Source organism: Asticcacaulis aquihabitans, assembly GCF_032490435.1.
Lineage (GTDB): Bacteria > Pseudomonadota > Alphaproteobacteria > Caulobacterales > Caulobacteraceae > Asticcacaulis.
In genome coordinates, this window is record NZ_JAVGWM010000001.1 from 53,076 (window position 1) to 74,667 (window position 21,592).

The 21,592-nt window shown below is 58.1% G+C and carries 22 protein-coding genes; 16 read left to right on the forward strand and 6 right to left on the reverse strand.

Annotation, left to right across the window (positions count from 1 at the left end; all coding sequences use genetic code 11):
* The first annotated feature begins 171 nt into the window (after nt 1-171).
* From rpoZ to parC, 11 genes are all read left to right on the forward strand, one after another.
* A complete protein-coding gene (gene rpoZ, locus RCJ00_RS00255; RefSeq protein ID WP_023459039.1) occupies nt 172-531 on the forward strand; it encodes a DNA-directed RNA polymerase subunit omega in 360 nt (119 codons plus the stop codon).
* 154 nt (nt 532-685) lie between these two features.
* Nucleotides 686-2,968, forward strand: a complete 2,283-nt coding sequence (locus RCJ00_RS00260; protein WP_316219589.1) for a RelA/SpoT family protein — start codon at nt 686-688, stop codon at nt 2,966-2,968.
* Nucleotides 2,969-3,050: 82 nt separating this feature from the next.
* On the forward strand, nt 3,051-3,638 hold the full coding sequence (gene pyrE, locus RCJ00_RS00265) for an orotate phosphoribosyltransferase (RefSeq protein WP_316219590.1): 588 nt from the start codon (nt 3,051-3,053) through the stop codon (nt 3,636-3,638).
* A 3-nt stretch (nt 3,639-3,641) separates the two neighbouring features.
* Nucleotides 3,642-4,406 carry a pyridoxine 5'-phosphate synthase gene (locus RCJ00_RS00270; RefSeq protein WP_316219591.1) on the forward strand — a complete coding sequence of 255 codons (765 nt, stop codon included), beginning with the start codon at nt 3,642-3,644 and terminating at the stop codon, nt 4,404-4,406.
* Nucleotides 4,403-4,792, forward strand: coding sequence for a holo-ACP synthase (gene acpS / locus RCJ00_RS00275; RefSeq protein WP_316219592.1), 390 nt, complete (start codon nt 4,403-4,405; stop codon nt 4,790-4,792). The genes RCJ00_RS00270 and acpS overlap by 4 nt, the downstream gene beginning before the upstream one ends.
* Nucleotides 4,793-4,935: 143 nt before the next feature.
* Entirely contained in the window at nt 4,936-5,817 is an 882-nt protein-coding gene (gene lepB, locus RCJ00_RS00280) for a signal peptidase I (protein ID WP_316219593.1), read from the forward strand.
* 62 nt (nt 5,818-5,879) lie between these two features.
* The gene (gene rnc / locus RCJ00_RS00285; protein ID WP_316219594.1) at nt 5,880-6,605 is read left to right on the forward strand and encodes a ribonuclease III; all 726 of its coding nucleotides are present in this window, start codon (nt 5,880-5,882) and stop codon (nt 6,603-6,605) included.
* On the forward strand, nt 6,602-7,558 hold the full coding sequence (era, locus tag RCJ00_RS00290; RefSeq protein ID WP_023459046.1) for a GTPase Era: 957 nt from the start codon (nt 6,602-6,604) through the stop codon (nt 7,556-7,558). The genes rnc and era overlap by 4 nt, the downstream gene beginning before the upstream one ends.
* A gap of 2 nt (nt 7,559-7,560) precedes the next feature.
* The gene (gene recO, locus RCJ00_RS00295; protein ID WP_316221067.1) at nt 7,561-8,277 is read left to right on the forward strand and encodes a DNA repair protein RecO; all 717 of its coding nucleotides are present in this window, start codon (nt 7,561-7,563) and stop codon (nt 8,275-8,277) included.
* Between the two features lie 130 nt (nt 8,278-8,407).
* On the forward strand, nt 8,408-8,872 hold the full coding sequence (locus RCJ00_RS00300; protein ID WP_316219595.1) for a hypothetical protein: 465 nt from the start codon (nt 8,408-8,410) through the stop codon (nt 8,870-8,872).
* Between the two features lie 100 nt (nt 8,873-8,972).
* Nucleotides 8,973-11,201: a DNA topoisomerase IV subunit A gene (parC, locus tag RCJ00_RS00305; protein WP_316219596.1), complete on the forward strand. Its 2,229-nt coding sequence runs from the start codon at nt 8,973-8,975 to the stop codon at nt 11,199-11,201.
* Between the two features lie 66 nt (nt 11,202-11,267).
* On the opposite strand, the gene RCJ00_RS00310 is transcribed toward parC, so the two are convergent.
* Complete coding sequence (locus RCJ00_RS00310) at nt 11,268-11,999, reverse strand: arginyltransferase (RefSeq protein WP_316219597.1); 732 nt, start codon at nt 11,997-11,999, stop codon at nt 11,268-11,270.
* A gap of 119 nt (nt 12,000-12,118) precedes the next feature.
* Complete coding sequence (locus RCJ00_RS00315) at nt 12,119-13,009, reverse strand: flagellar motor protein MotB (RefSeq protein WP_316219598.1); 891 nt, start codon at nt 13,007-13,009, stop codon at nt 12,119-12,121.
* A gap of 122 nt (nt 13,010-13,131) precedes the next feature.
* Between RCJ00_RS00315 and RCJ00_RS00320 the strand changes: the two genes are divergently transcribed.
* Together RCJ00_RS00320 and RCJ00_RS00325 are read left to right on the forward strand one after the other, a co-directional pair.
* Complete coding sequence (locus RCJ00_RS00320) at nt 13,132-13,617, forward strand: flavin reductase family protein (RefSeq protein WP_316219599.1); 486 nt, start codon at nt 13,132-13,134, stop codon at nt 13,615-13,617.
* Nucleotides 13,614-14,498, forward strand: a complete 885-nt coding sequence (locus RCJ00_RS00325; RefSeq protein WP_316219600.1) for an NAD(P)-dependent oxidoreductase — start codon at nt 13,614-13,616, stop codon at nt 14,496-14,498. Before RCJ00_RS00320 ends, RCJ00_RS00325 begins: the two co-directional genes overlap by 4 nt.
* 14 nt (nt 14,499-14,512) lie before the next feature.
* Here the strand turns inward: RCJ00_RS00325 and RCJ00_RS00330 are convergent, their stop codons facing one another.
* The 4 genes from RCJ00_RS00330 to RCJ00_RS00345 all read right to left on the reverse strand — a co-directional run bounded on the left by RCJ00_RS00330 (nt 14,513) and on the right by RCJ00_RS00345 (nt 18,299).
* A complete protein-coding gene (locus RCJ00_RS00330) occupies nt 14,513-16,036 on the reverse strand; it encodes an SEL1-like repeat protein (protein ID WP_316219601.1) in 1,524 nt (507 codons plus the stop codon).
* 101 nt (nt 16,037-16,137) lie between these two features.
* Nucleotides 16,138-16,665 (reverse strand): hypothetical protein, encoded by a 528-nt coding sequence (locus RCJ00_RS00335; protein WP_316219602.1) that lies wholly within the window; start codon nt 16,663-16,665, stop codon nt 16,138-16,140.
* A 2-nt stretch (nt 16,666-16,667) separates the two neighbouring features.
* Nucleotides 16,668-17,669 carry a porphobilinogen synthase gene (gene hemB / locus RCJ00_RS00340; protein ID WP_316219603.1) on the reverse strand — a complete coding sequence of 334 codons (1,002 nt, stop codon included), beginning with the start codon at nt 17,667-17,669 and terminating at the stop codon, nt 16,668-16,670.
* An 87-nt stretch (nt 17,670-17,756) separates the two neighbouring features.
* Complete coding sequence (locus RCJ00_RS00345) at nt 17,757-18,299, reverse strand: DUF1697 domain-containing protein (RefSeq protein WP_316219604.1); 543 nt, start codon at nt 18,297-18,299, stop codon at nt 17,757-17,759.
* Nucleotides 18,300-18,507: 208 nt separating this feature from the next.
* Between RCJ00_RS00345 and hemA the strand changes: the two genes are divergently transcribed.
* The 3 genes from hemA (at nt 18,508) to glyA (ending at nt 21,467) form a co-directional block, all read left to right on the forward strand.
* Nucleotides 18,508-19,731, forward strand: a complete 1,224-nt coding sequence (gene hemA, locus RCJ00_RS00350; RefSeq protein ID WP_316219605.1) for a 5-aminolevulinate synthase — start codon at nt 18,508-18,510, stop codon at nt 19,729-19,731.
* A gap of 77 nt (nt 19,732-19,808) precedes the next feature.
* Nucleotides 19,809-20,012 (forward strand): DUF6898 family protein, encoded by a 204-nt coding sequence (locus RCJ00_RS00355; protein WP_316219606.1) that lies wholly within the window; start codon nt 19,809-19,811, stop codon nt 20,010-20,012.
* 150 nt (nt 20,013-20,162) lie between these two features.
* Nucleotides 20,163-21,467, forward strand: coding sequence for a serine hydroxymethyltransferase (glyA, locus tag RCJ00_RS00360; protein WP_316219607.1), 1,305 nt, complete (start codon nt 20,163-20,165; stop codon nt 21,465-21,467).
* Nucleotides 21,468-21,592 lie beyond the last annotated feature (125 nt).

The window sequence follows — 21,592 nt, forward strand, 5'->3', positions numbered from 1 at the left end:
GGGATGTATCGAATGAACGCCCACGCTGGCGTTCGGTTATCTGTAAGTATATCTTGTGTTTTCCCCCGACACGCGCTATGGGCTGCGGTTCATGACTTTTGCGACTTCGCCCGATGGCCGCCCACACAGCGAGCAGGCCAAGCGGAGTCTTTACTTTTATTGAGGTGCTTCATGGCCCGCGTCACCGTCGAAGATTGCGTCGAAAAGATCGATAATCGTTTCAACCTCGTTCTGTTGGCCGCCCACCGCGCCCGCGCCATTTCTTCAGGTTCGTCCATCCTTGTTGATCGCGACAACGACAAGAACCCGGTGGTCTCGCTGCGCGAAATCGCCGATGGTGCCATTGAGCCCAGTTCTTTGACGGAAAGCCTGATCGCCTCGCTGCAACGTGTCGATGAGCGTACCGAAGCCGAGGAAGAAGCTGAAACCCTGGCCCTGCTGGCTGATCCCCAGCACCAGCAAATGTCGGAAGGCGACCTTATCCGCGCCTTGCAATCCGATCGCGATGGTGGCCAGGAAGAGCGCTACTAGGCACACTCTGGCGAAAGCCACGGAAAACGCCATATATAAATAGGCTCCGGACGCGGTCCGGGGCCTTTTTTGCTTGTGAAATGATGAAGCTGTGAGACACTTTTAACCCGGTCTCATGTAGGCTTCGGGTCTGTAATGGGAATCAGCGTCGCATATGTCCTCAGAAGGTGAGCAAATACTGGAGAAAGCCAGCCAGGCGTCCGAAACAACCAGCGCCGGATCTGTCGCTGCGCCCGTGACCTCAGCCAATGCGACGCCTGCGCCTAATCGTCCGAAATTCCTGCGTCAGATCGAATTAATCGACCGCGTCGCGGCTTACGACCCGACGGTTGACGAAGCGATGCTCAACCGCGCCTATGTCTATGCCATGAAGATGCATGGCGCGCAGCTGCGTGCGTCCGGCGATCCGTACTTCGCTCACCCTATCGAGGTGGCCGGAATTCTGACCGACTATAAGTTGGACGCGGCGGCTATCGCCACTGCACTGCTGCACGACACGATCGAGGACACGCCGGCCACGCGTGAGGAAATCGCCGAAAAGTTCGGTGAAGACGTGGCCAACATGGTCGAAGGCGTCACCAAGTTGACCCGCCTGGAATTGCAGTCGGAATATACCAAGCAGTCGGAAAATCTGCGCAAGTTCATACTGGCGATCTCGAAGGATATACGCGTCCTGTTGGTCAAGCTGGCCGACCGTCTGCACAATATGCGTACACTGCATTTCGTGGCGCCGGAAAAGCGCGAACGCATCAGCCGTGAAACCCTGGAAGTCTACGCCCCGCTGGCGCGGTCCATCGGGTGCAACCGCTTCGCGACCGAACTCGAAGACCTGGCCTTTTCTTTCATAAACCCCCTTGCGCATCAGGCGATTATTCATCGCCTCGAAGAAATGCGTACGGAAAAGGGGGCGACCATCGCTGCCATCGCCCGCGATGTCGCCGCCAAACTGGAAAAGCAGGGCATTTCGGCCCGCGTCTCCGGTCGGGAAAAGTCGCCCTATTCGATCTGGAAAAAGCTTCAGCGCAAATCGGTCGGCTTTGCGCAGTTGTCGGATATCTACGCCTTCCGCGTCGTCGTGAACAATGTCGAGGAATGCTATCGTGCGCTCGGCATCATGCATCGTGCCTGGCCGTGCGTGCAGGAGCGTTTCAAGGACTTCATTTCGACGCCGAAGTCCAACAACTACAAATCCCTGCATACCACTGTCGTCGGTCACAAGGGGACGCGCATCGAGTTGCAGATCCGAACCGAGGAAATGGATCGCATCGCCGAAGAGGGCGTGGCTGCGCACTGGGGTTACAAGAACCAGGCTTACGGGTTCGACGAAGAGGCGGCAACGCGTGAAGGTGGGCGCAATCCTATCAATTCACTACGCAATATCGTCACCATCGTTGAAAATGGCGGCGACAGCGAGGATTGGGTCGAACATGCCAAGATGGAGATGTATCTCGATCAGGTCTTCTGCTTCTCGCCGAAGGGGCGGCTGATTTCCCTGCCGCGCGGCGCCATGCCGCTCGATTTCGCCTTTGCCGTTCATACCCAGGTCGGCGAGACCGCCATAGGCTGCCTGATCAATGGCGAGCACAAGCCGTTGCGCACGGTATTGCAGAACGGCGATCAGGTCGAAATCCTGACGGGGCTGGAATCGCGCGTCAATCAGGACTGGTTTTCTCTGACGGTCACAGGCCGGGCGCGGTCGGCAATCCGCCGTCATCTGCGTCAGCGCGAAGCCGGTGACTTCATCAAGCTGGGTCGCGCTGCCATCGAACGCGCCGCTGCCCAGGTCGATAAGCGGCTGGAGGACATCAGCTGGCGGCCGGCCTTCGAGCGGTTCCATGTCGCGAACGAGGACGCCCTGTTTGAACTGTGCGGACGGGGCAAGATATTTCCGGCAAAGATACTGGAAGCCATTTTCCCTGGCCTGAAACTGCCGCTTATGCTGACGACCGATACCTTGACGCGCATCAAGGATGGTATCGGTGGCGCGGCCTTCGTGCGCGGCAGCGCCCTGCGCGAACAACACAAGGTCATCTTCTCCAAATGCTGCTATCCGGTGCCGGGCGACCGCATCGTCGGTTTCGTCGAAGGTGACGCGGTGCATGTCCATTCGATCGAATGCGAGCAACTTGAGGCGCTTGAGTCGCAGGACGAAAACTGGATCGATCTGCATTGGACGCTTAATGCCGAGAAAAACACGCTGAGCGTGGCGCGCCTTAGGGTCAACATGCAGAATAAGCCCGGCGTGCTGGGGCAGGCCTGTACCTTGATCGGTGAAGCCAAGGGCAACATCATCAATATCGCCATAAACGCCGAGCTGATGGATTTTCTCGACGTCGATTTCGATATCGAAGTGCTGGATGCCCGTCATATCACCAATATTTCGGCAGCTTTGCGGACATCCCCCATGATCGAAAGCGTCGATCGGGTGAGGGGATAGGCGTCCTTACAATTCGTCATCAATCGTGGTTTTAAATCCCGGCCGAACGCGCTAAATACGCGGCATAGAAAAGGATTACCGCATGACCAGTGAAGACGTGATCAACGAGTTCCGTGCCGCCAACGCCTTGCGCGAAGGGCATTTTGTCCTCTCCAGCGGCTTGCATAGCCCGATGTTTCTGCAAAAGAATCTCGTTTTCATGAACGCTGATCGGTGCGAGCGTCTGTGTAAGGCGCTGGCGCAGAAGATCGTCGCCCAAGTCGGCGAAGTCGATGTTGCCATCTCGCCCGCCGTCGGTGGGATTATTCCGGGATATGAAACCGCCCGGCACCTGGGCGTGCCGTCCATGTATGTCGAACGCGAGGGCGGCGTTTTCAAGTTGCGTCGCGGGTTCCATATCGAGCCGGGCCAGAAGGTGGTCATGGTCGAAGATATTGTGACAACCGGCTTGTCGTCGCGCGAATGCATCGCCGCCATCAAGGATGCCGGTGGTGACGTGGTTGCCGCCGCCTGCATTGTTGACCGTTCCGGCGGCAAGGCTGACGTCGGTGTGCCGCTGATCGCCCTGGCTTCGCTTGAGGTGCCAGCCTATCCCGCCGATAACTTGCCGCCGGAATTGGCCGCAATACCGGTCGAAGACCCCGGCAGTCGCCGTCTGGCAAAGGCCTGATCGATGTCCGAACGCATACGCCTGGGACTGAATGTCGATCATGTCGCCACCGTGCGCAATGCGCGCGGCGGTCACGCACCCGATCCGGTGCGCGCCGCGCAACTGGCGCTGGCGGCGGGCGTGGATGGCATCACCGCGCACCTGCGTGAGGACCGTCGGCATATTGTCGACAAGGACATTCTCGCGCTCAAGGCGGTGTGCGACGACTTTGGCCGTCCGCTCAATTTCGAGATGGCCATCACCGAGGAAATGGTCGAGATGGCCGTGGCGATGAAACCGCACGCCGCCTGCCTGGTTCCGGAACGTCGACAGGAACGCACGACCGAGGGCGGGCTGGACGTCGCGGGCCAGCACAATTGGGTCGGCAAGGCGGTGTCGCGGTTGAACGATGCCGGTATCCGTACCTCGCTGTTTATTGCGACCGATCCGGCTCAAATCGACGCCGCCGCGTCGGTCAAGGCGCCGGTGGTGGAGTTTCATACCGGCGCGCTTTGTGATGCTTTCCGCGACGGGCAACAGACCGTTTTCGACCATGAATTGAACCGCTTGCGTCAGGCGGTTGAACGTGCCCATGAACGGGGTATAGAAGTTCATGCCGGTCACGGGATTGATTATGAGACGGTCGCCTACATCGCGCGCATTCCGCATATTCGTGAGTTGAATATCGGCCATTTCCTGATCGGGGAAGCCATCTTTATTGGATTGGAAGCCTCTCTACGTCGCATGCGTGAATTGATCGACGTGGCCCACGCCGAGGTCGTGGCGTGATTGTCGGCATTGGCGTCGATCTGTGCGATTCCCGACGGATTGAATCGTCGATGGAAAAGTTCGAAACCCGCTTTCTCAATCGGGTTTTTACGCCCGACGAACAGGCCCATGCCTTGGCGGCAGCGCGTCCGCGTCTGAGTTTTGCCAAACGCTTTGCCGCAAAGGAAGCGGTCGCCAAAGCCATGGGGACAGGGGTGCGCGGCTTCTTCTTTACCGATATTGAGGTGGTGTCAGGCCCACTCGGCAAACCGCATGTCCTAATGCATGGCGCCGCGGCGGATGTTTTGCGCGGTGTCGTTCCGGAGGGTAGGGCGGCGCATATACACCTCTCGCTCAGCGATGAGGATCCATACGCTACCGCCTATGCCGTAATAGAAGCATTGTAGAGCCCCTTGATTCTGAACAAGGTTTAATGTGGCAAGGCCCGGCGCGAGGAAAAGAGCCTTGTGCTTGCCATAATCTGTGGTTAGTTGACACTCGAAACGGGTACGTGCCCGCAGGTTACAGACGGCTTTTGGGGGCGATCCTTATGGCGAAAAGCGACGATACAGCAAACGAGGCGATTGCCGCTGCGGCCAATGCCGCCGGACGGATAGACCATCAGGCGACCACGTCTGCCGACGATGACAGCGATGACGAAGAGGTCGTCGACACGCGCGACACCAAGCAGGTCGCCATCGACGAAGCCAAGGAAATCTTCAGCGTCGTTGCCGTCGCCCTGATACTGGTCATGATTCTGCGCACCTTCCTGTTCCAGCCGTTCACCATCCCGTCGGCGTCCATGGAGCCTAATCTGTACGAAGGCGATTATATTATCGTCTCCAAGTGGGATTACGGTATTTCGAAATATTCCTTCCCGATCACCGTGCCCTTTATAAAGGGTCGGATCATGGAGCATGCGCCTAAGCGTGGCGATATCGTGGTCTTCAAGCTGCCGCGTGACAACAAGACGGACTATATCAAGCGTGTCATCGGCCTGCCGGGCGACACGGTCCAGATGCGCAAGGACCAACTCTATATCAATGGCAAGCCCGTGCCGAACACTGAGCTTGGGCCGGTTGAAGCCAAGGGCTTCTCCCCCCGATTTGCCACGGCCTATCGCGAACAATTGCCCGACGGCCGGACCCACCTGATGCAGGACATGGTCAAGGATGGCCGTGCCGACGACACAGGTGAGTTTATCGTGCCGGCCGGTCAGTATTTCATGATGGGCGATAACCGCGATAACTCGCTGGACAGCCGCTTCTCGCCGGACGATCCCTATGAGCCGGGCGTGGGCTTTGTGCCAGCTGAAAACCTCGAAGGGCGCGCGGTCCTTATTCTGATGTCATGGAAGGAAGGCTCGTCCTTGTGGAAGCCGTGGACCTGGCTGAACTTCCACTGGGATCGTTTCTTCAAATCGCTGCACTGATTCCCGATCTCATTACGGGACGCGCGTTTGCCAAAGGCCGAGGGTTGTTGTAAAGCCAGCCGATGAACGCCCGCGTGTCCCCGTCCAAAGAGTCCAATCTGCGCCTGAAGGCGATCGATGCCTTGCAACGTAATCTCGGCTATAGGTTTCAGAAGCCGGAATTGCTTGAACTGGCCCTGACACACGCCAGCGTGGCCGAAGGCGCGCGCAAGATGGCCGATAATGAGCGTCTGGAATTTCTTGGCGACCGTGTTCTCGGGCTGATGATCGCAGAAACCCTGATGGAGGTTCTACCGGAAGCGACCGAAGGTGAACTGTCGCGACGGTTTCACACCCTGGTCAGCCGCGAAACCTGCGCCGACATCGCACGTCATCTGGAACTCGGTGCGGCGATTCGCCTGGCTGCCGGCGAGACCAAGAGCGGCGGCCGTGCCAACCCCACTATTCTGGGCGACGCTTGCGAAGCGCTTATGGCGGCCGTCTATATCGATGGCGGTTACGCTGCGGTACTGACCTGTTTCAAACCCTTGTGGGCGGCCGCTATCCATGCCAGCGGCGACGTCTGGCGCTCCAATCCGAAGTCGTTTCTACAGGAGTGGGCGGTCGCCAACCGTATGGGCGCACCCGTTTACAGCCTTATTTCACGCAAGGGGCCGGACCACGCCCCTGTTTTCACCATAGAGGTCCGTATCGACGACCTTCCGCCCCAATCGGCCACCGGCAAATCCCGTCAGGAGGCCGAAAAGGCCGCCGCGCTTGGCCTTATCGAACGAGAAAAACTCAATTGACCGACACTCAAACCACCTGCGGCTTCGTTGCCATCATCGGCGCGCCCAATGCCGGCAAATCGACCCTGGTCAACCAACTGGTCGGCACCAAGGTATCCATCGTGACGCAGAAGGTGCAAACGACGCGCTTTCCGGTGCGCGGCATCGCTATCGACGATGAATGCCAGATGATTCTCGTCGACACGCCGGGCATCTTCAAGCCGCGCCGCCGTCTCGACCGCGCTATGGTCAGATCAGCCTGGTCCGGCGCTCAGGATGCGGACTGCATTGTGCTGCTGATTGATGCCGCAGCCCAACTGGCCGTCAAGCATCCGACCGGCGACATCAAGGCCACCGGTGCTGACCACAAGGCGGTCGAAGACGTCGACATGATCGTCAAGGGGCTTCAGGACAGCGGCGCCAAGGCGATCCTGGCCCTTAACAAGATCGACCTGATGAAGAGTGAAAATCTGCTGGCCATCGCCGACGAACTGTACAAGACGGGCGTCTTTGAGGACGTTATGATGATCTCGGCTGAAAAAGGCCATGGCATCAAGGATTTGCGCGTCCTGCTTAAGAAAAAGATGCCGGAAGGACCGTGGCTCTATCCGGAGGATCAAGCCGCCGACGCGCCGGTTCGCATCCTGGCTGCCGAAATCACGCGTGAGAAGCTGTTCCTGCGCGTCCACGAAGAATTGCCCTATGCGGCGGCGGTCGTGACGACGGAATTCAAAGATATGCCCGATGGGGCGGCGCGCATCGAGCAGTCGATCTTCGTCGAACGCGACGGCCAGCGCGCCATCGTCCTGGGCAAGGGTGGCCAGACGTTGAAGTGGATCGGCCAGAAGTCACGTGAGGAACTGGCGAAATTGTTGGATCGACCCGTACACCTGTTCCTGCATGTCGAGGTCAAGGAACGGTGGAGCGACGATCGCGCCCTCTATGCCCAGTTCGGACTGGAATACGATAGCTGATGCTGGAATTCGAGGATGACGCCATTGTCCTCGGTGCCCGCGCCCATGGCGAAACGGGCGCTATTGTTCATGTCCTGACCGAAAATCACGGCATATATGCCGCCCATATTGCCGGTGGTGCGTCGCGTCGCGTCAAACCGTTGCTGCAAGCTGGCGCTAAGGTCATCTTCAGCTATCGCGCGCGGCATGCCGACCAATTGGGCGCGGCGACGCTGGAAGCCGGTGGTGGATCTCCGGATCTTCTGGACGATCCGCTAGGGCTGCTTGGGCTTCAGTGCGCCTGCGTCATGACGCAGAAGGTTCTGCCTGAGCGTGATGGTCAGCCGGGGGCATATCATGCCCTGTCGGCGCTCATGGGGGTGCTGCCCTACGAAGATATATGGCCGGCGGTCTATGTGCGCTACGAAGCCGGTATGCTCGATGCCCTGGGCTACGGGCTCGATCTCAGCGCCTGCGCCGTAAGCGGTGAACGCGACGACCTGCTGTACGTCAGTCCGAAGTCGGGGCGTGCGGTCGGCCGGGCCGCCGGTGAGCCCTATAAGGACAAGCTCTTGCGGTTGCCCGGTTTCATGCTGTCGTCACAAGGCGGTGTCGGAGAGGGCGACGTGGTCAGCGGACTTGAGCTGACCGCCTTCTTCCTGGAACGTCACGTCTTCCATCCGCATAACAAGCCCTTGCCGGATATTCGTTTGCGCTTGCAGGAAATGCTATCGCGCTGATCCTTGGCGCGACTCACTCGATTCACTACAGTGCTTGCGTAGTCAAAAGCGACCAATGGTGACGCGTCGCCAATCCTTTGGTAAGAAATGTGTTATAACTCTGTTATATAGAACGAGGTTTCAGTCGCGTATGTCGCCTTACAGTGAGCAGGAAATCTTAGCCGCCAACGTCAATCCGGCCACCGGGCTGGCGACTGACTACTTGAATTTGTTCAACGAAGCGATCATGCTCTTCGAAATGGGCCTCGACATGCCTGACATGGCCGAGGAACTGGCTGACTGGAAGAAGCGCGGCTACGTCGAACATTTTGAGAAGTCCGGCTTCGAGTTGAAGGATGTCGTTATATCGGCCTATCATCATGCGCCGGCGGACCTAAGATGCGATTTTGATGACGTTTGCGAACGCGCATTGGCGAGCTTCGATTCCTCTATAAGCATTTTGATGAGCTCCAACCTGGACGATCCGGCGGCGCGGGCCGATCTGACGGATCGTTTGCGCGATATGAAGGCGCTGGTGATAGAGATGGATTCGCATATTCACGGTCGTGCGGCCATGGCCAAGAGTCTGCAAAGCGCGGTCGACGCGCTTTTCTGACGCGTCCAGGCGGGCAATCAACAGGATAAAGCGTGAACAAATGCGCGCTGAGGGCCGCCCAGGTCTTGTCTTGACTCCTTACAGGCCTTAGCTTGCGGGTATGAGTGATTTAGTGATTCCCCCGGGAAATCCCGACGACGCCGGCGGGCGTATTCTTGACGAGCCGATGGGGGATGCCCTGTCGAAACGTTACCTGGCCTATGCCTTGTCGACAATCATGCACCGGGCGCTGCCTGACGTGCGCGACGGGATGAAGCCGGTTCACCGCCGCATCATGTACGCCATGAGCAATATGCGCCTGACGCCCGAAGCGGCGGCGCGCAAGTGCGCCAAGGTTGTCGGCGAGGTCATGGGTAATTTCCACCCGCACGGTGACCAGTCGATCTATGACGCCCTGGTGCGTCTGGCCCAGGATTTTGCCCAGCGCTACCAATTGGTCGAAGGCCAGGGCAATTTCGGTAATATCGACGGCGATAACGCCGCGGCGATGCGGTATACGGAATGCCGCCTGACCATAGCGGCCATGTTGTTGATGGATGGCATCAACGAGGATGCCGTCGATTTCCGCCCGACATACGACGATCAGGATGAGGAGCCCATCGTCCTGCCTGCGGGCTTCCCGAATCTTCTGGCCAATGGCGCAACCGGTATCGCTGTCGGCATGGCGACGTCGATCCCGCCCCACAACGTTTCGGAACTGATCGATGCCTGCCGCAAGTTGCTGAGCAAGCCCGACACCACGACCGAGGAGTTGATGGAATTCATCCCCGGTCCGGACTTCCCGACCGGTGGCATCTGCGTCGAAAGCAAGGCGTCAATTCTCGAGTCCTACAAAACCGGCCGGGGCTCTATTCGGACACGGGCGCGATACGAGGTCGAAGATCTCGGGCGTGGCAATTGGCGCATCGTCGTTCGCGAAATACCCTATTACGTCCAGAAGTCGCGCCTGATTGAACAACTGGCCGATCTTATCGAGGCCAAGAAGGCGCCGTTGCTGGGCGATGTGCGCGACGAATCGGATGAACAAATCCGCCTCGTGCTTGAGCCGAAGTCGCGCAATATCGAGCCAGAAGTCCTGATGGAAAGCCTGTTCAAGGTCTCCGATCTGGAAACGCGCTTCGCCGTTAATATGAACGTCCTGGACGCGACGGGAACACCGCGGGTCATGGGGCTGAAGGAATGCCTGGTAGCCTTCCTGGATCACCGCCGCGTCGTTCTTATTCGCATGTCGAACTGGCGGCTTGATCGCATCGAGCGCCGTTTGCACCTGCTTGATGGCCTGATGATCGCCTTCCTCAATCTGGACGAAGTCATCCGGATTATCCGTGAGGAAGAAAAGCCCCGCGATGTCCTGATGGCGCGCTTCAGCCTGAGTGAACTCCAGGCCGATTATATCCTCGATACCCGTCTGCGCCAATTGGCGCGGCTCGAGGAAATGACCATCAGCGAAGAGCACAAGAAGCTGTCGGAAGAACGCGATGGCATCCGTGCCCTTCTGGACAGTGAAAAGCTGCAATGGAAGCGTATCGATCAGCAATTGGCCGAGGTGCGCAAAAAATTGCTGTCGCCGCGTCGTACGACCTACGCGGACGCGCCGGTTGGCATCGAGGTTGCGTCCATTGAATCCTACCTGCCTAAGGAACCGATTACGGTCATTCTGTCGCAACGCGGCTGGATACGTGCCGCAAAAGGCAAGGTCGAGGATCCGTCGGAACTGAAGTTCAAGGAAGGCGATGAACTAGGATATCTGGTGCCGGGCTTCACAACCGACAAGCTGCTTATCCTGACGTCCGATGGTCGCTTCCTGACTCTAGGGTGCGATAAGCTGCCGTCTGGACGGGGCAATGGTGAGCCTTTGCGCTTGATGCTCGATATCGAGGAAAGCGCCAAGATTGTCACTGTCTTCATGATGAAGGCGGGGCAAAAGCGCGTGATGGTCTCGAAAAACGGATATGGCTTCGTGATGAACGAAGAGGACGCCGTGGCCAACAAGCGTGCCGGCAAGCAGGTTCTCAACGCCGATGGGACAGAGGCCTTCGCCGCCCTGGCGGTAACCGGCGATCACGTCATGGTATTGGGCGAAAACAACAAGGTGCTGGTATATCCCGTGTCCGAACTGCCCGAAATGGCGCGTGGCAAGGGTGTGAAGCTCCAGGCTTACAAAGATGGCGGCGTGAAGGATATTGCCGTGTTTGACATGGCAACGGGTGCGCAGTGGTTTGATGGCCAGGGCAAGGCCCGCGACTTCAAGGATGTGAAAGACTATATCGGCCGTCGCGCCAGCGTGGGGCGTATAGCGCCGCGCGGCCTGCGCAAGCTGCGTCCTTAGCGCCTATTCCGGCATGATGGTTTAAGGGCTTTCCGAAGGGGGCGGATGGCCCTTTCGGAAAGTCATCTATCTGGTGATTTCAGGGGTAATGGGCTGCCAGCCCAAATCGGTCAGGGCCTCCAGCGGCTGGTAGCGCGCCTTGTAGTCCATCTTGGGGCTGTCCTTGACCCAATAGCCGAGATAAACGTAGTCATAGCCGGCGCGATGCGCCTGGTCGATGTGATCGAGTATGATAAAGCGGCCCAGGGATCGTGACATCATGTCGGGATCGTAGAAGCTGTAGACCAGCGATAATCCGTCATTCAGTGCATCGACCAGAACGCAGGCGACGAGCTGATCGCCCAACCGGTATTCGATCATGTGCGTACGCACCAATGTGTCTTCGACCATGGCGACCAGATCTGGCCAGCTCATGTCCATCATGCCGCCATCGGGATGGCGTGCCTTCAGGTATTTTTGCAGCAGATCGAACTGTTCGCGACTGGCTTCCGCCTCGACAAAAGCCTTGGTCAGGTCCGAATTGGCCCGTACGACCCGGCGGTCGGATTTCGACAGGTCGTAACGCTTTACGGGAATGCGGACACTCTGGCAGGCGCGGCAGGTCTGGCAGGCAGGGCGATAGGCGATATTCTGGGAGCGGCGGAACCCTATGGCTGACAACTGGTCGTTCACGCTGATCGCTTCGAGCGGTGGCAGATGTACGAACACCTTGCGCTCTTCCTGACCGGGCAGGTAAGGGCAGGGACCGGGGATCGTCAGATAGTATCTGAGCTTTCGACCTGGGAAATGTTCACTCATTTTACGCCAACGGAGCTTTCGGACCGTTTCCTGGAGTCACGCGCGGACGATACCGCTGCGATCAGTTGAACCCAAATTTCAACGTACCGCAAGAACCAAATCCAGACCTTGCCAAGGTTTTATTGTGGCAGGACAGGCGCTTCGCGCAACAGGACTATGGCGATCCGGCGGTTACCGGCCAGGGATGGGTCGTCGGGATAAAGGGGCTCCTTGGCCGCTTTGCCGGCGACCTGGGCGATTCTGTCCTGATCCACGCCCGCCGCCTGTAAGATAGCGCGCGATGCGTCGGCGCGCGCCGAGGACAATGACCAGTCCTTTGGGTTCTGACCGCTCTGGACGACCGTGCCTGACGTATGGCCGGTGATTGAAATCCGGTTGGGCAGTTTGTTGATGATCTTAGCCACAGCGTTGAGCAATAGGCGGGCACGGGCATTGGGCTGAGTCGAATTCTGATCGAACATTGAACGGCCTTCCTGGTCGATCAATTGAATGCGCAACCCTTCCGGCGTCTGATCCACCAGTATGTTTTTCGATAATTCAGCCAATTCCGGCATGTCCTGCAATGCCTGACGCAGGGACTCAGCCGCACTTTGGAAGGCCTGCTGTTCCCGCTGCTGGGCATCGGTCTCTTCTTGGGAGTCCGCTGTTGAGGCCTTGCCGCCTGCTTGGCTGGTGCCGTCTTTATCGGCGTTTTTGGGCGCTTCGGGGGCCATCTGTTCAATAAAGGACATGGTGCCGGCGTTCTTGTCGCCGTCGGCCCCCAGCGCCTGACCGCCCAATATGCCGCCGGAGCCGGAGGTCGACTGGGAGACGTTGGCAGGGGCGAAATAGTCAGCGACGCCTCTTTTTTGTTCGGGAGAGGTCGTGTTGATCAGCCACATCAGGAGAAAAAACGCCATCATCGCGGTCACGAAGTCGGCATAGGCGACCTTCCAGGCGCCGCCATGGTGACCGCCACCGACGACTTTCTTGACTTTCTTGATGACGACAGGGGCGTCGCGACTGGCCATGGGACACGCTCTTATTATACTCAGGCTGAACCCTAAACGCATTAACGTTAATAGCGTCTTGATAGGTCGCGTTTTTTGCCTATTTGGTTGCCATTATGGACTGGCTGAACTAGGAACGGGGCATGGATACGAAAGCCTTGCGGCACACTCTGGGTGGATTTGCCACCGGCGTCTGCGTGATCACCGCGCCTGACATGGACCATGTGGACGGCCACATCGTCGGCATGACTGCCAATTCGTTCAGTTCTGTGTCTCTAGCGCCTGCATTGGTGCAATGGTGTCTGGACCTGAAGGCGCACCGCTATGCTATATACGCCCAGGCGCCAAAGTTCGGCATCAATATACTGAGCGGTGGACAGGAAACCCTGTCGCGGCGGTTCGCCCGTGAAAACGCGCATATCATACCGGAGGAGGGGCTTATCAGCCCCTTGCACCCTTTGCGCCTCAACAATGTGGCTGCGTTTTTGGCCTGTGACCTTTATGAGTCGCGGATGCTGGGCGACCATCTCGTCATTGTCGGCGAAATCACGCAATTTGAAACCGATCCGGCTCAGGGCGGACTGACCTTTTTCCGCGGCAAGTACGGACAGATAGGAGCCTCCGCATGAAATTATGTTTCGCAGGCCTGGGTGTCATGGGCGCGCCCATGGCAGGGCATCTGGTCAAGGCGGGTCACACCGTCACAGGTTTCAATCGTACGCATCAAAAGGCAGTGGACTGGGCCAAGGCGAACGGTATGCATGCCGAAATGGCACTAGGCACCGCCTTGATCGGAGCGGAGGCACTTATCCTGTGCGTGGGACGTGATGAGGATGTTCGCGAAACGGTTTTGACGGCGCTTGCCAACCTGAAGCCGGGAGCGTCAATCATTGACCATACAACAACCTCAGCTAAGCTGGCGCGTGAACTTCATGCCGTTTGCGCTGAAAAACACATACGTTTCTATGATGCACCGGTGTCCGGTGGCCAGGCGGGGGCGGTCAATGGGCAACTGGCCATCATGGTTGGCGGCGATGAAGAGGGGTATGCGGATGTCGTTGCGCTGACCGCGCCATATACGAAGTCGATAACACGGCTTGGCGACGCCGGCGCTGGCCAGACAGCCAAGATGGCCAATCAGATCGCGATTGCCGGGGTGGTTCAGGGCGTTGCCGAAGCCCTGCATTTCAGCAAGTGTTCAGGCCTCGATCCCGAATTGGTGTTCAATGCCATTTCGGGCGGCGCGGCAGGATCGTGGCAGATGACAAATCGTTGGCCTACCATGTCGGACGGCCAGTATGAATTCGGCTTTGCTGTCGACTGGATGCGCAAGGATCTGGGAATTGCCCTCGAAGAGGCGCGCCACAACGGTGCCCATCTCGCTGTCGCCGCGCTCGTCGATCAGTTCTATAGCGAAGTTCAGGCTATGGGCGGCAACCGCTGGGATACGTCAAGCCTTCACGCCCGCCTCGAGGCCCGCCGCAAAGGTCCGAATAGCCGTAAGACCTGATCGGTTGATCTGGCCTAATGCGGCATTGACGGGTTGAGGATGGCATTCGCCTTGGCGCGGTCGTCCGGCGTCAATTCCGGCTCGATTTTGGTAGCCGCCTGCGTGGCTTTTTCCAGCCCTGACATCGACGCCAGGCGGAACCACACATAGGCCAGCATCACATCCTTTTCGCCGCCTTCGCCGCGTGACAACATGACCGCCAGATTGAACATGCCGTCCGGCTCTCCTGACTTGGCGGCCTCGATAAACCATTTGCGGGCAACCACCCAGTCCTTCCCGACGGCTTCGCCCGTATAGAAATAGGTGCCGAGCGCGGTCTGCGCCGCCGCCTGACCTTTTAGGGCTGCATCTCGGTAATAGGCCAGGGCCTTGGTGGTGTCCTGGGGCAGGGTGTCGCCCTGATCGTACATGCGCGCGACGGCGAACAGCGCGTCCGGATGTCCACCGCTGGCGGCGGCCATCAACCATTGCGCCGCAACCTTTCTATCTTCGGTCACCCCGTCTTCGCCATTGTAATAGATCAGGCCGAGTTCGTATTGCGCCGGCGTAAACCCGAGGTGCCCGGCTTTCTGGAAAAGGCTTATCGCCTTGGCGCCGTTTTTATCTCCGGCATAACCCTTCTGGTAAATTTGCCCCAGGACGTATCCGGCCGGTACGTAGCCGATCGTGTCGGCCTTGACGTACCACTTTCTGGCCTCCTTCGGATCGCGGGCCACATCCCATCCCACCATATAAATCTTGGCCAGGGTCATCGTCGCGTCCGACCGCGTGCTCATATAGTACGGATCAGCAGGATCGAAGGTTTGTTCGTCGCCAGGTGTGAACTTCGCTTCCGCGACCTGTTTCAACCAATAGATCGCTTTAGCCGTGTTCCGCGGCGCACCCAGGCCGGAGAGATACATCTTGCCTGCCATGAATGCCGCTTGTTCATAGCCAATTTTCTTGTAGGCCGTTTCAAACAGGCCAAGCGCCTTTTCATATTCACCCGCATCGAACGCCGTATAGGCATCTTTCAGCGAATGGTCCTTACGCAGGATAAAATTGCGTCCTGCGGCGAAGGCTATGTCTGCGGAGGTGCAGCCGCCAGGTTGTTCGGCGGTAAAGCGGCCGTTCGCGGTCGTGGTCGGCGTACCTTCGCTGTCCGTTGTGAGATTGCTTTGGTCCTGAGAGGCATTACCGAAGGGGCTGGTGTCGCGGATTTGCGAATTGGGAGAGGTTGGGTCGGTTTCGTCGGCGCCGGGTTCGCGGTTGCTGCTATTGTCGCCGTCGTGGAAGCTGTCCATATAGTCCTGAACGATCTGGTCGTCATAGGCGCTATAACCGCGGGCGAAACCGCATGAACTGCTGCTTTGGGTTGTGATGCGCACGGCGGCCCGATCGCGTCGCGTTTTCTGCCCCATAACGACCACGGTCGTCGCATCTGGCACCGGCGATGCCTGTGAGGCGATGCCCGGCGGTGTCGCTGGTTGTGTCTGAGCATTTACCGGAAAGCACAGCACAGCGGCGCAAAAGACGACGCGTGTTCCAAACCTGATCATTATCCACCCCCGCGTGTAATTTTTCACGGTATAATGATCTTAGGTCACAAATCGTCAAGCGAAATTGTTTGAATTTGCGCGAATTTGACTCGAAGGCGCGGTTAGTTTGTGGCGTTTTTTTCGACGTATCGCTGGAGGACGCGGCTGTAGCTATCGTCGAACTGGATCAGCGTAATGTCCTCGTACGGCCATTCCACTTCATCTTCCTGCCAGGCGCCGCCGGGATCGACACTCTTGAGCACCACGCAGTCGTCTTCGACCACATCGACCAGACCGACGTCGGCGCTGTCGGCAGCCGAAGCCACGACGAATTTTTCCTTGAACTTAAGCGACCGGAATAATTCCGGGAAGCTGCCGAGACGCACCCAGCTGTACCGTTTCGTGCGCTTCACGCTGTTGAAATCGAGAATTTTCAACTGCGCGTCAGCATAGTCTGAGACTTCGCAATTTTCGATCAGGTCAACCGGCACGACCAAGGCGCCGACATCTTGCCATTCATGGACGGCCTGTATCAGGACCAGATCTGGCCCCACGGCCAGGACAAAGCCATCGTGCCCGCCGCTGTCGAGTGTCAGGTGCACGAACGTGCCGAGATTTTGCGCCGCTTCGAGGGTTTTGCGGATATCCATAATCAGGCTTTCAACTGCTCAGCGACATATTTGGCGAAATAGGTAAGGATGCCTGAGGCGCCGGCGCGTTTGAAGGCGAGCAGGGTTTCCATGACGCCACGGTCATGGTCCATGTATCCCTTTTCCACGGCGGCCTTGATCATGGCGTATTCGCCACTGACCTGATAGACGAACGTCGGCACCTTGAAGGTGTCCGATACCCGCTGAACGATGTCGAGATAGGGCAGGCCGGGCTTTACCATCACCATGTCGGCGCCTTCCGATATGTCGATGGCCACTTCGCGCAGAGCTTCTTCCGTATTGGCCGAATCCATCTGGTATGTCTTCTTGTCGCCCTTCAGCGCCTTGACACCGATGGCGTCACGATAGGGCCCATAAAAGGCGGAAGCATATTTTGCGGCGTAGGACATGATCATCGCGTCCTGATGGCCCGCCGCCTCCAGCGCCCTGCGAATGGCGCCAATTCGTCCATCCATCATATCTGAAGGCGCCAGTATATCGGCGCCGCCAGCGGTCAGCGCCAGGGATTGCTGGACCAGCATGTCAATTGTCGCGTCATTGGCAATCTTGCCGTTGACCAGGAGGCCGTCGTGACCGTGATCCGTATAGGGGTCGAGCGCGATATCCACGAGCAGCCCGATGTCTGGAACAGCGGCCTTGATGGCGCGGCACGCCTGGACGATCAGGCCTTCGGGATCTATCGCGGCCTTGGCGTCGGGGGTGCGGATCTTTTCGTTCAGATGCGGAAAGAGCGCGATGACGCGTATCCCGAGGGCATGCGCCTCACGCGCTTCCTTAACCGCTTCTGCGATGCTCAGCCGGTCAACGCCTTGCAGGGAGGCGATCGGGTCACGTGCCTTGTCCTGATCGTGAACAAAGATGGGCCAGATCAGGTCGGACACATGCAGGCGATTTTCCGCGACCAAATCGCGTATCCAACCGTGCTGACGCAGGCGGCGGGGACGGCCAAGGGGGTAGGGAGCGAGTATCGGATTGAAGGTCATGGCGCACTCTCGATTCGTGGACAGAGCTTTAGGCGCATCAATTGATCGCATCAACCCTTTACGCCGTTACGATTTGACGCAGCCGCCTCAGGCGGACAACTCGGCCGCCATGTCGCGCAAGGTTTCGACCGTGTTGAGATTGCGCGCCGTCATGTCGGCCTTTATCGCTTTGGCGATTTTTTCCACCAGCTTCGATCGCCCGATACCGTCGGGTGCATAGAGGTACATCAATTCATCTGTAATTTCATAGGCTTCACTGTCGGCCTTGAGACTGTCCATAAGCTCGCGGTCGACATGCGACGGCGGTGCCTTGAAAAAGAAGACGTGCTGGGCCTTGCCCGTATGTTCGCGGTCCCGATACGGATTGTCCTTCAAAACCGTCTCCAGGTGCGACAAGGTCAGGAGGTGCAGATTGGAATGGTATCCGAAGGTTTTTTCCACCACGCCGTCGATCAGGCGTTCCAAGTCCTTTTCGGACAAGGCAGAGCGGAACAGGAAATTCCCGCTTTGAATATAGGTCCGGACGTCTTGTAGTCCCGCCGCCTCCAGGGCGGCAATGAGGTGTTTCATGGCCATTTTTCGTCCACCGACATTGACGCCGCGAAAAAGCCCGATCCATACTTTCGACATCCGTGCTCTCCTTGAGCCAAAAAAGGTGCGACAATCCGTCCGAAAATGTTTTGGCAAAATGGCTGGAAATTAGAACCGATTTGTCACATTGTCAGTATCAATGCAGCCGGTAGGGTTATTTTAACCGGCTGCGGACTTGTTTATAAAGCGGCGAAGCGTTATTTCGCCGGTCATGAATGTGACCTTTTGCCGGTCGCTGGAGTTTGTCATGGACTATAATGCCGCTTTCGAGGCCGCTGTTGATGCTGTTCGCGCCGAAGGGCGCTATCGAGTGTTCGCCAATCTGAAGCGTCATGCGGGCCATTTTCCGCGCGCCACCTGGGTTCGTGACGACGGATCTGAGCAGGACGTAACCGTCTGGTGTTCCAATGATTATCTCGGCCAGGGGCAAAACCCGGTTGTCATGAAGGCCATGCATGACGCCATAGACGCGGTTGGGTCTGGCTCGGGCGGCACGCGCAATATATCCGGTACGACTTGGTATCACAATGCGCTGGAAGCCGAACTGGCGGACCTGCACCATAAAGAGGCGGCGCTGGTGTTCACCTCCGGCTATGTGGCCAACGAAGCGACCCTGACGACCTTGTACAAGATTCTGCCAGGCCTGATCATCTTCTCGGATGAACTGAACCATGCGTCCATGATTCAGGGGATTCGCAACGGCCGTGGCGAACGTCATGTCTTCCGTCACAACGATCTGGACCATCTGGAAGCCTTGCTTAAGGCCGCACCGGCGAATGCACCCAAACTGGTCGCGTTTGAATCGGTCTATTCGATGGATGGGGATATTGCCGATATCCGTGGTACGGTGGCGCTGGCTAAGCAATACGGCGCCCTGACTTATATCGATGAAGTTCATGCTGTAGGCCTGTACGGCGAACGCGGGGCGGGTGTCGCCGAACGTGACGGTATCATGGGCGAAATTGACATTATCGAAGGCACGCTTGGCAAGGCATTCGGCATGATGGGCGGCTATATCGCCGGCACGTCGGCCATGGTCGACGCCATTCGCCTCTGGGCATCCGGTTTCATTTTCACGACCTCCTTGCCGCCCGCGGTCATGGCCGGAGCGGCCGCAAGCGTTCGTTACCTTAAGGAACACAACGAAAGGCGCGTCGCGCACCAGGAGCGCGCTCAAACCCTGCTGAAGCGTTTGCGCGAAAAGGGCATAGCGACCTTCCCGACGCAATCGCACATCGTGCCGGTTCTCGTTGGCAACGCCAAGCATTGCAAGATGGTGTCGGACATGCTGCTCAACGATTTCGGCATCTATGTCCAGCCGATCAATTACCCGACCGTCCCCAAGGGAACCGAGCGTTTGCGTTTCACGCCGTCGCCCGACCATACCGACGAGATGATCGACCATCTGGTCGAGTCGATGGATAAGCTGTGGACCATGTGCAACGTGGCGCGTTTGCCGGCAGTGGCGTAAGGCTTGCCGAAGTGCGCGTCGCGCGGCACACTCCGTAACGGCTGTGAGTCACGCAGCGAAACGGTGGGACGGCGAACATGTCCGAAGTCTTTATCGAAATGCAACGCAACGGCGCCTATCTAAAGGTGACCGCGATAGATTCGGCCACTGGCGAAGAAGCGTCGGCCATGGGGCCCGTGAGCGATCCGCAGGGCGTGAAACGTCTCGCCATTCTTAAGTTGCAAAACAAGTTGTCCGCAATGGCAAAGCCGTCTTCGGCGGGTCGCGGCACACTGATTTAACCTGGACATATGGCTGTACACGGAGCGAAGCCTGAATTGCCTTTCCGCTCAAGATGACGCCGCAGGCGGCGTTAAAAACCTTGCCTCACGCGGGTTGAGGGCGTAAACGCTGCCCTATCCCATTCCCTACTCCAGCACAGGATCGATCACGTGAACGCACCCGCGAACGCCGGCTCATTCATCCCTCAGGGCTATTTTCATAATGACCTGGCCACTGCCGACGCCGAAGTGATGTCGGCCATCAAGGGCGAACTGCATCGCCAGCAGGATCAGATCGAGCTGATCGCGTCCGAAAACATCGTCTCCAAGGCGGTGCTGGAAGCGCAGGGCTCCGTCCTGACCAATAAGTATGCAGAAGGCTATCCCGGTCGCCGTTACTATGGCGGCTGCGAGTACGTCGATGATGTCGAGCGTCTGGCCATCGAGCGCGCGAAGAAATTGTTCAACTGCGCTTTTGCCAATGTTCAGCCCCATTCGGGCGCCCAGGCCAACCAGGCGGTGTTCTTCTCCCTGCTTCAGCCCGGCGATACCTATATGGGCATGGATTTGGCCTGCGGTGGTCACCTGACCCACGGGTCGCCTGCCAACCAGTCGGGTAAATGGTTCAATGTTGTGCCTTACGGCGTGACGCGCGACGAAAACATCATCGACATGGAACAGGTCGCCGATCTGGCCAAGCAGCACAAGCCGAAGCTGATCATTGCCGGTGCATCCAACTACAGCCGCAAGATCGATTTCGCCCGCTTCCGTGAAATTGCCGATTCGATCGGTGCCTATCTGTTCGTCGACATGGCCCACTATGCCGGTCTGGTCGCCGGCGGCGTCTATCCCGACCCGTTGCCGCACGCGCATGTCGTCACCACCACGACCCACAAAACCCTGCGCGGCCCGCGTGGCGGCATGATCCTGTCGAATGACGAAGCGCTCGGCAAAAAGATCAATTCGGCGGTTTTCCCTGGCTTGCAGGGCGGGCCGTTGATGCACGTCATCGCCGGCAAGGCCGTAGCGTTTGGCGAAGCGTTGCAGCCGGAGTTCAAGGCCTATGCCCGTCAGGTCGTGGCCAATGCCCAGGTTTTGGCCAGCACCTTGGTTGAGCGTGGCCTGGCGATCGTTACCGGCGGTACCGACAGCCATGTCATGTCGGTTGACCTGCGGCCTAAGGGCCAGACCGGCAAGGCAACGGAACACGCGCTCGAAGCCGCCTTCATTACCTGCAACAAGAACGGCATTCCCTTCGATCCGCAACCCTTCACCATTACGTCCGGCGTTCGCCTCGGTACGCCTGCGGGCACGACGCGTGGCTTCAAGGAAGCTGAGTTCGCCAAGATCGGCAACCTGATCGCCGACGTGGTTGAAGGCATGGCGGCGAACGGTGGTGAGGCCGATCTGGCTGTACAAGAAAAGGTTCGTGCCGAAGTTCTCACGCTGACAAAGCAGTTTCCTATATATAGCTGATTTATCGAGCTAAATATTTGAGTGATGGATTAGGTTCCCGGTTGCGGCCGGGAACCTTTTTCTTTTGTCGGAGTGGCGGCGCGCTTGCAATCGCTTCAGGACCTTGGCTGGCATGGCTTTACCTT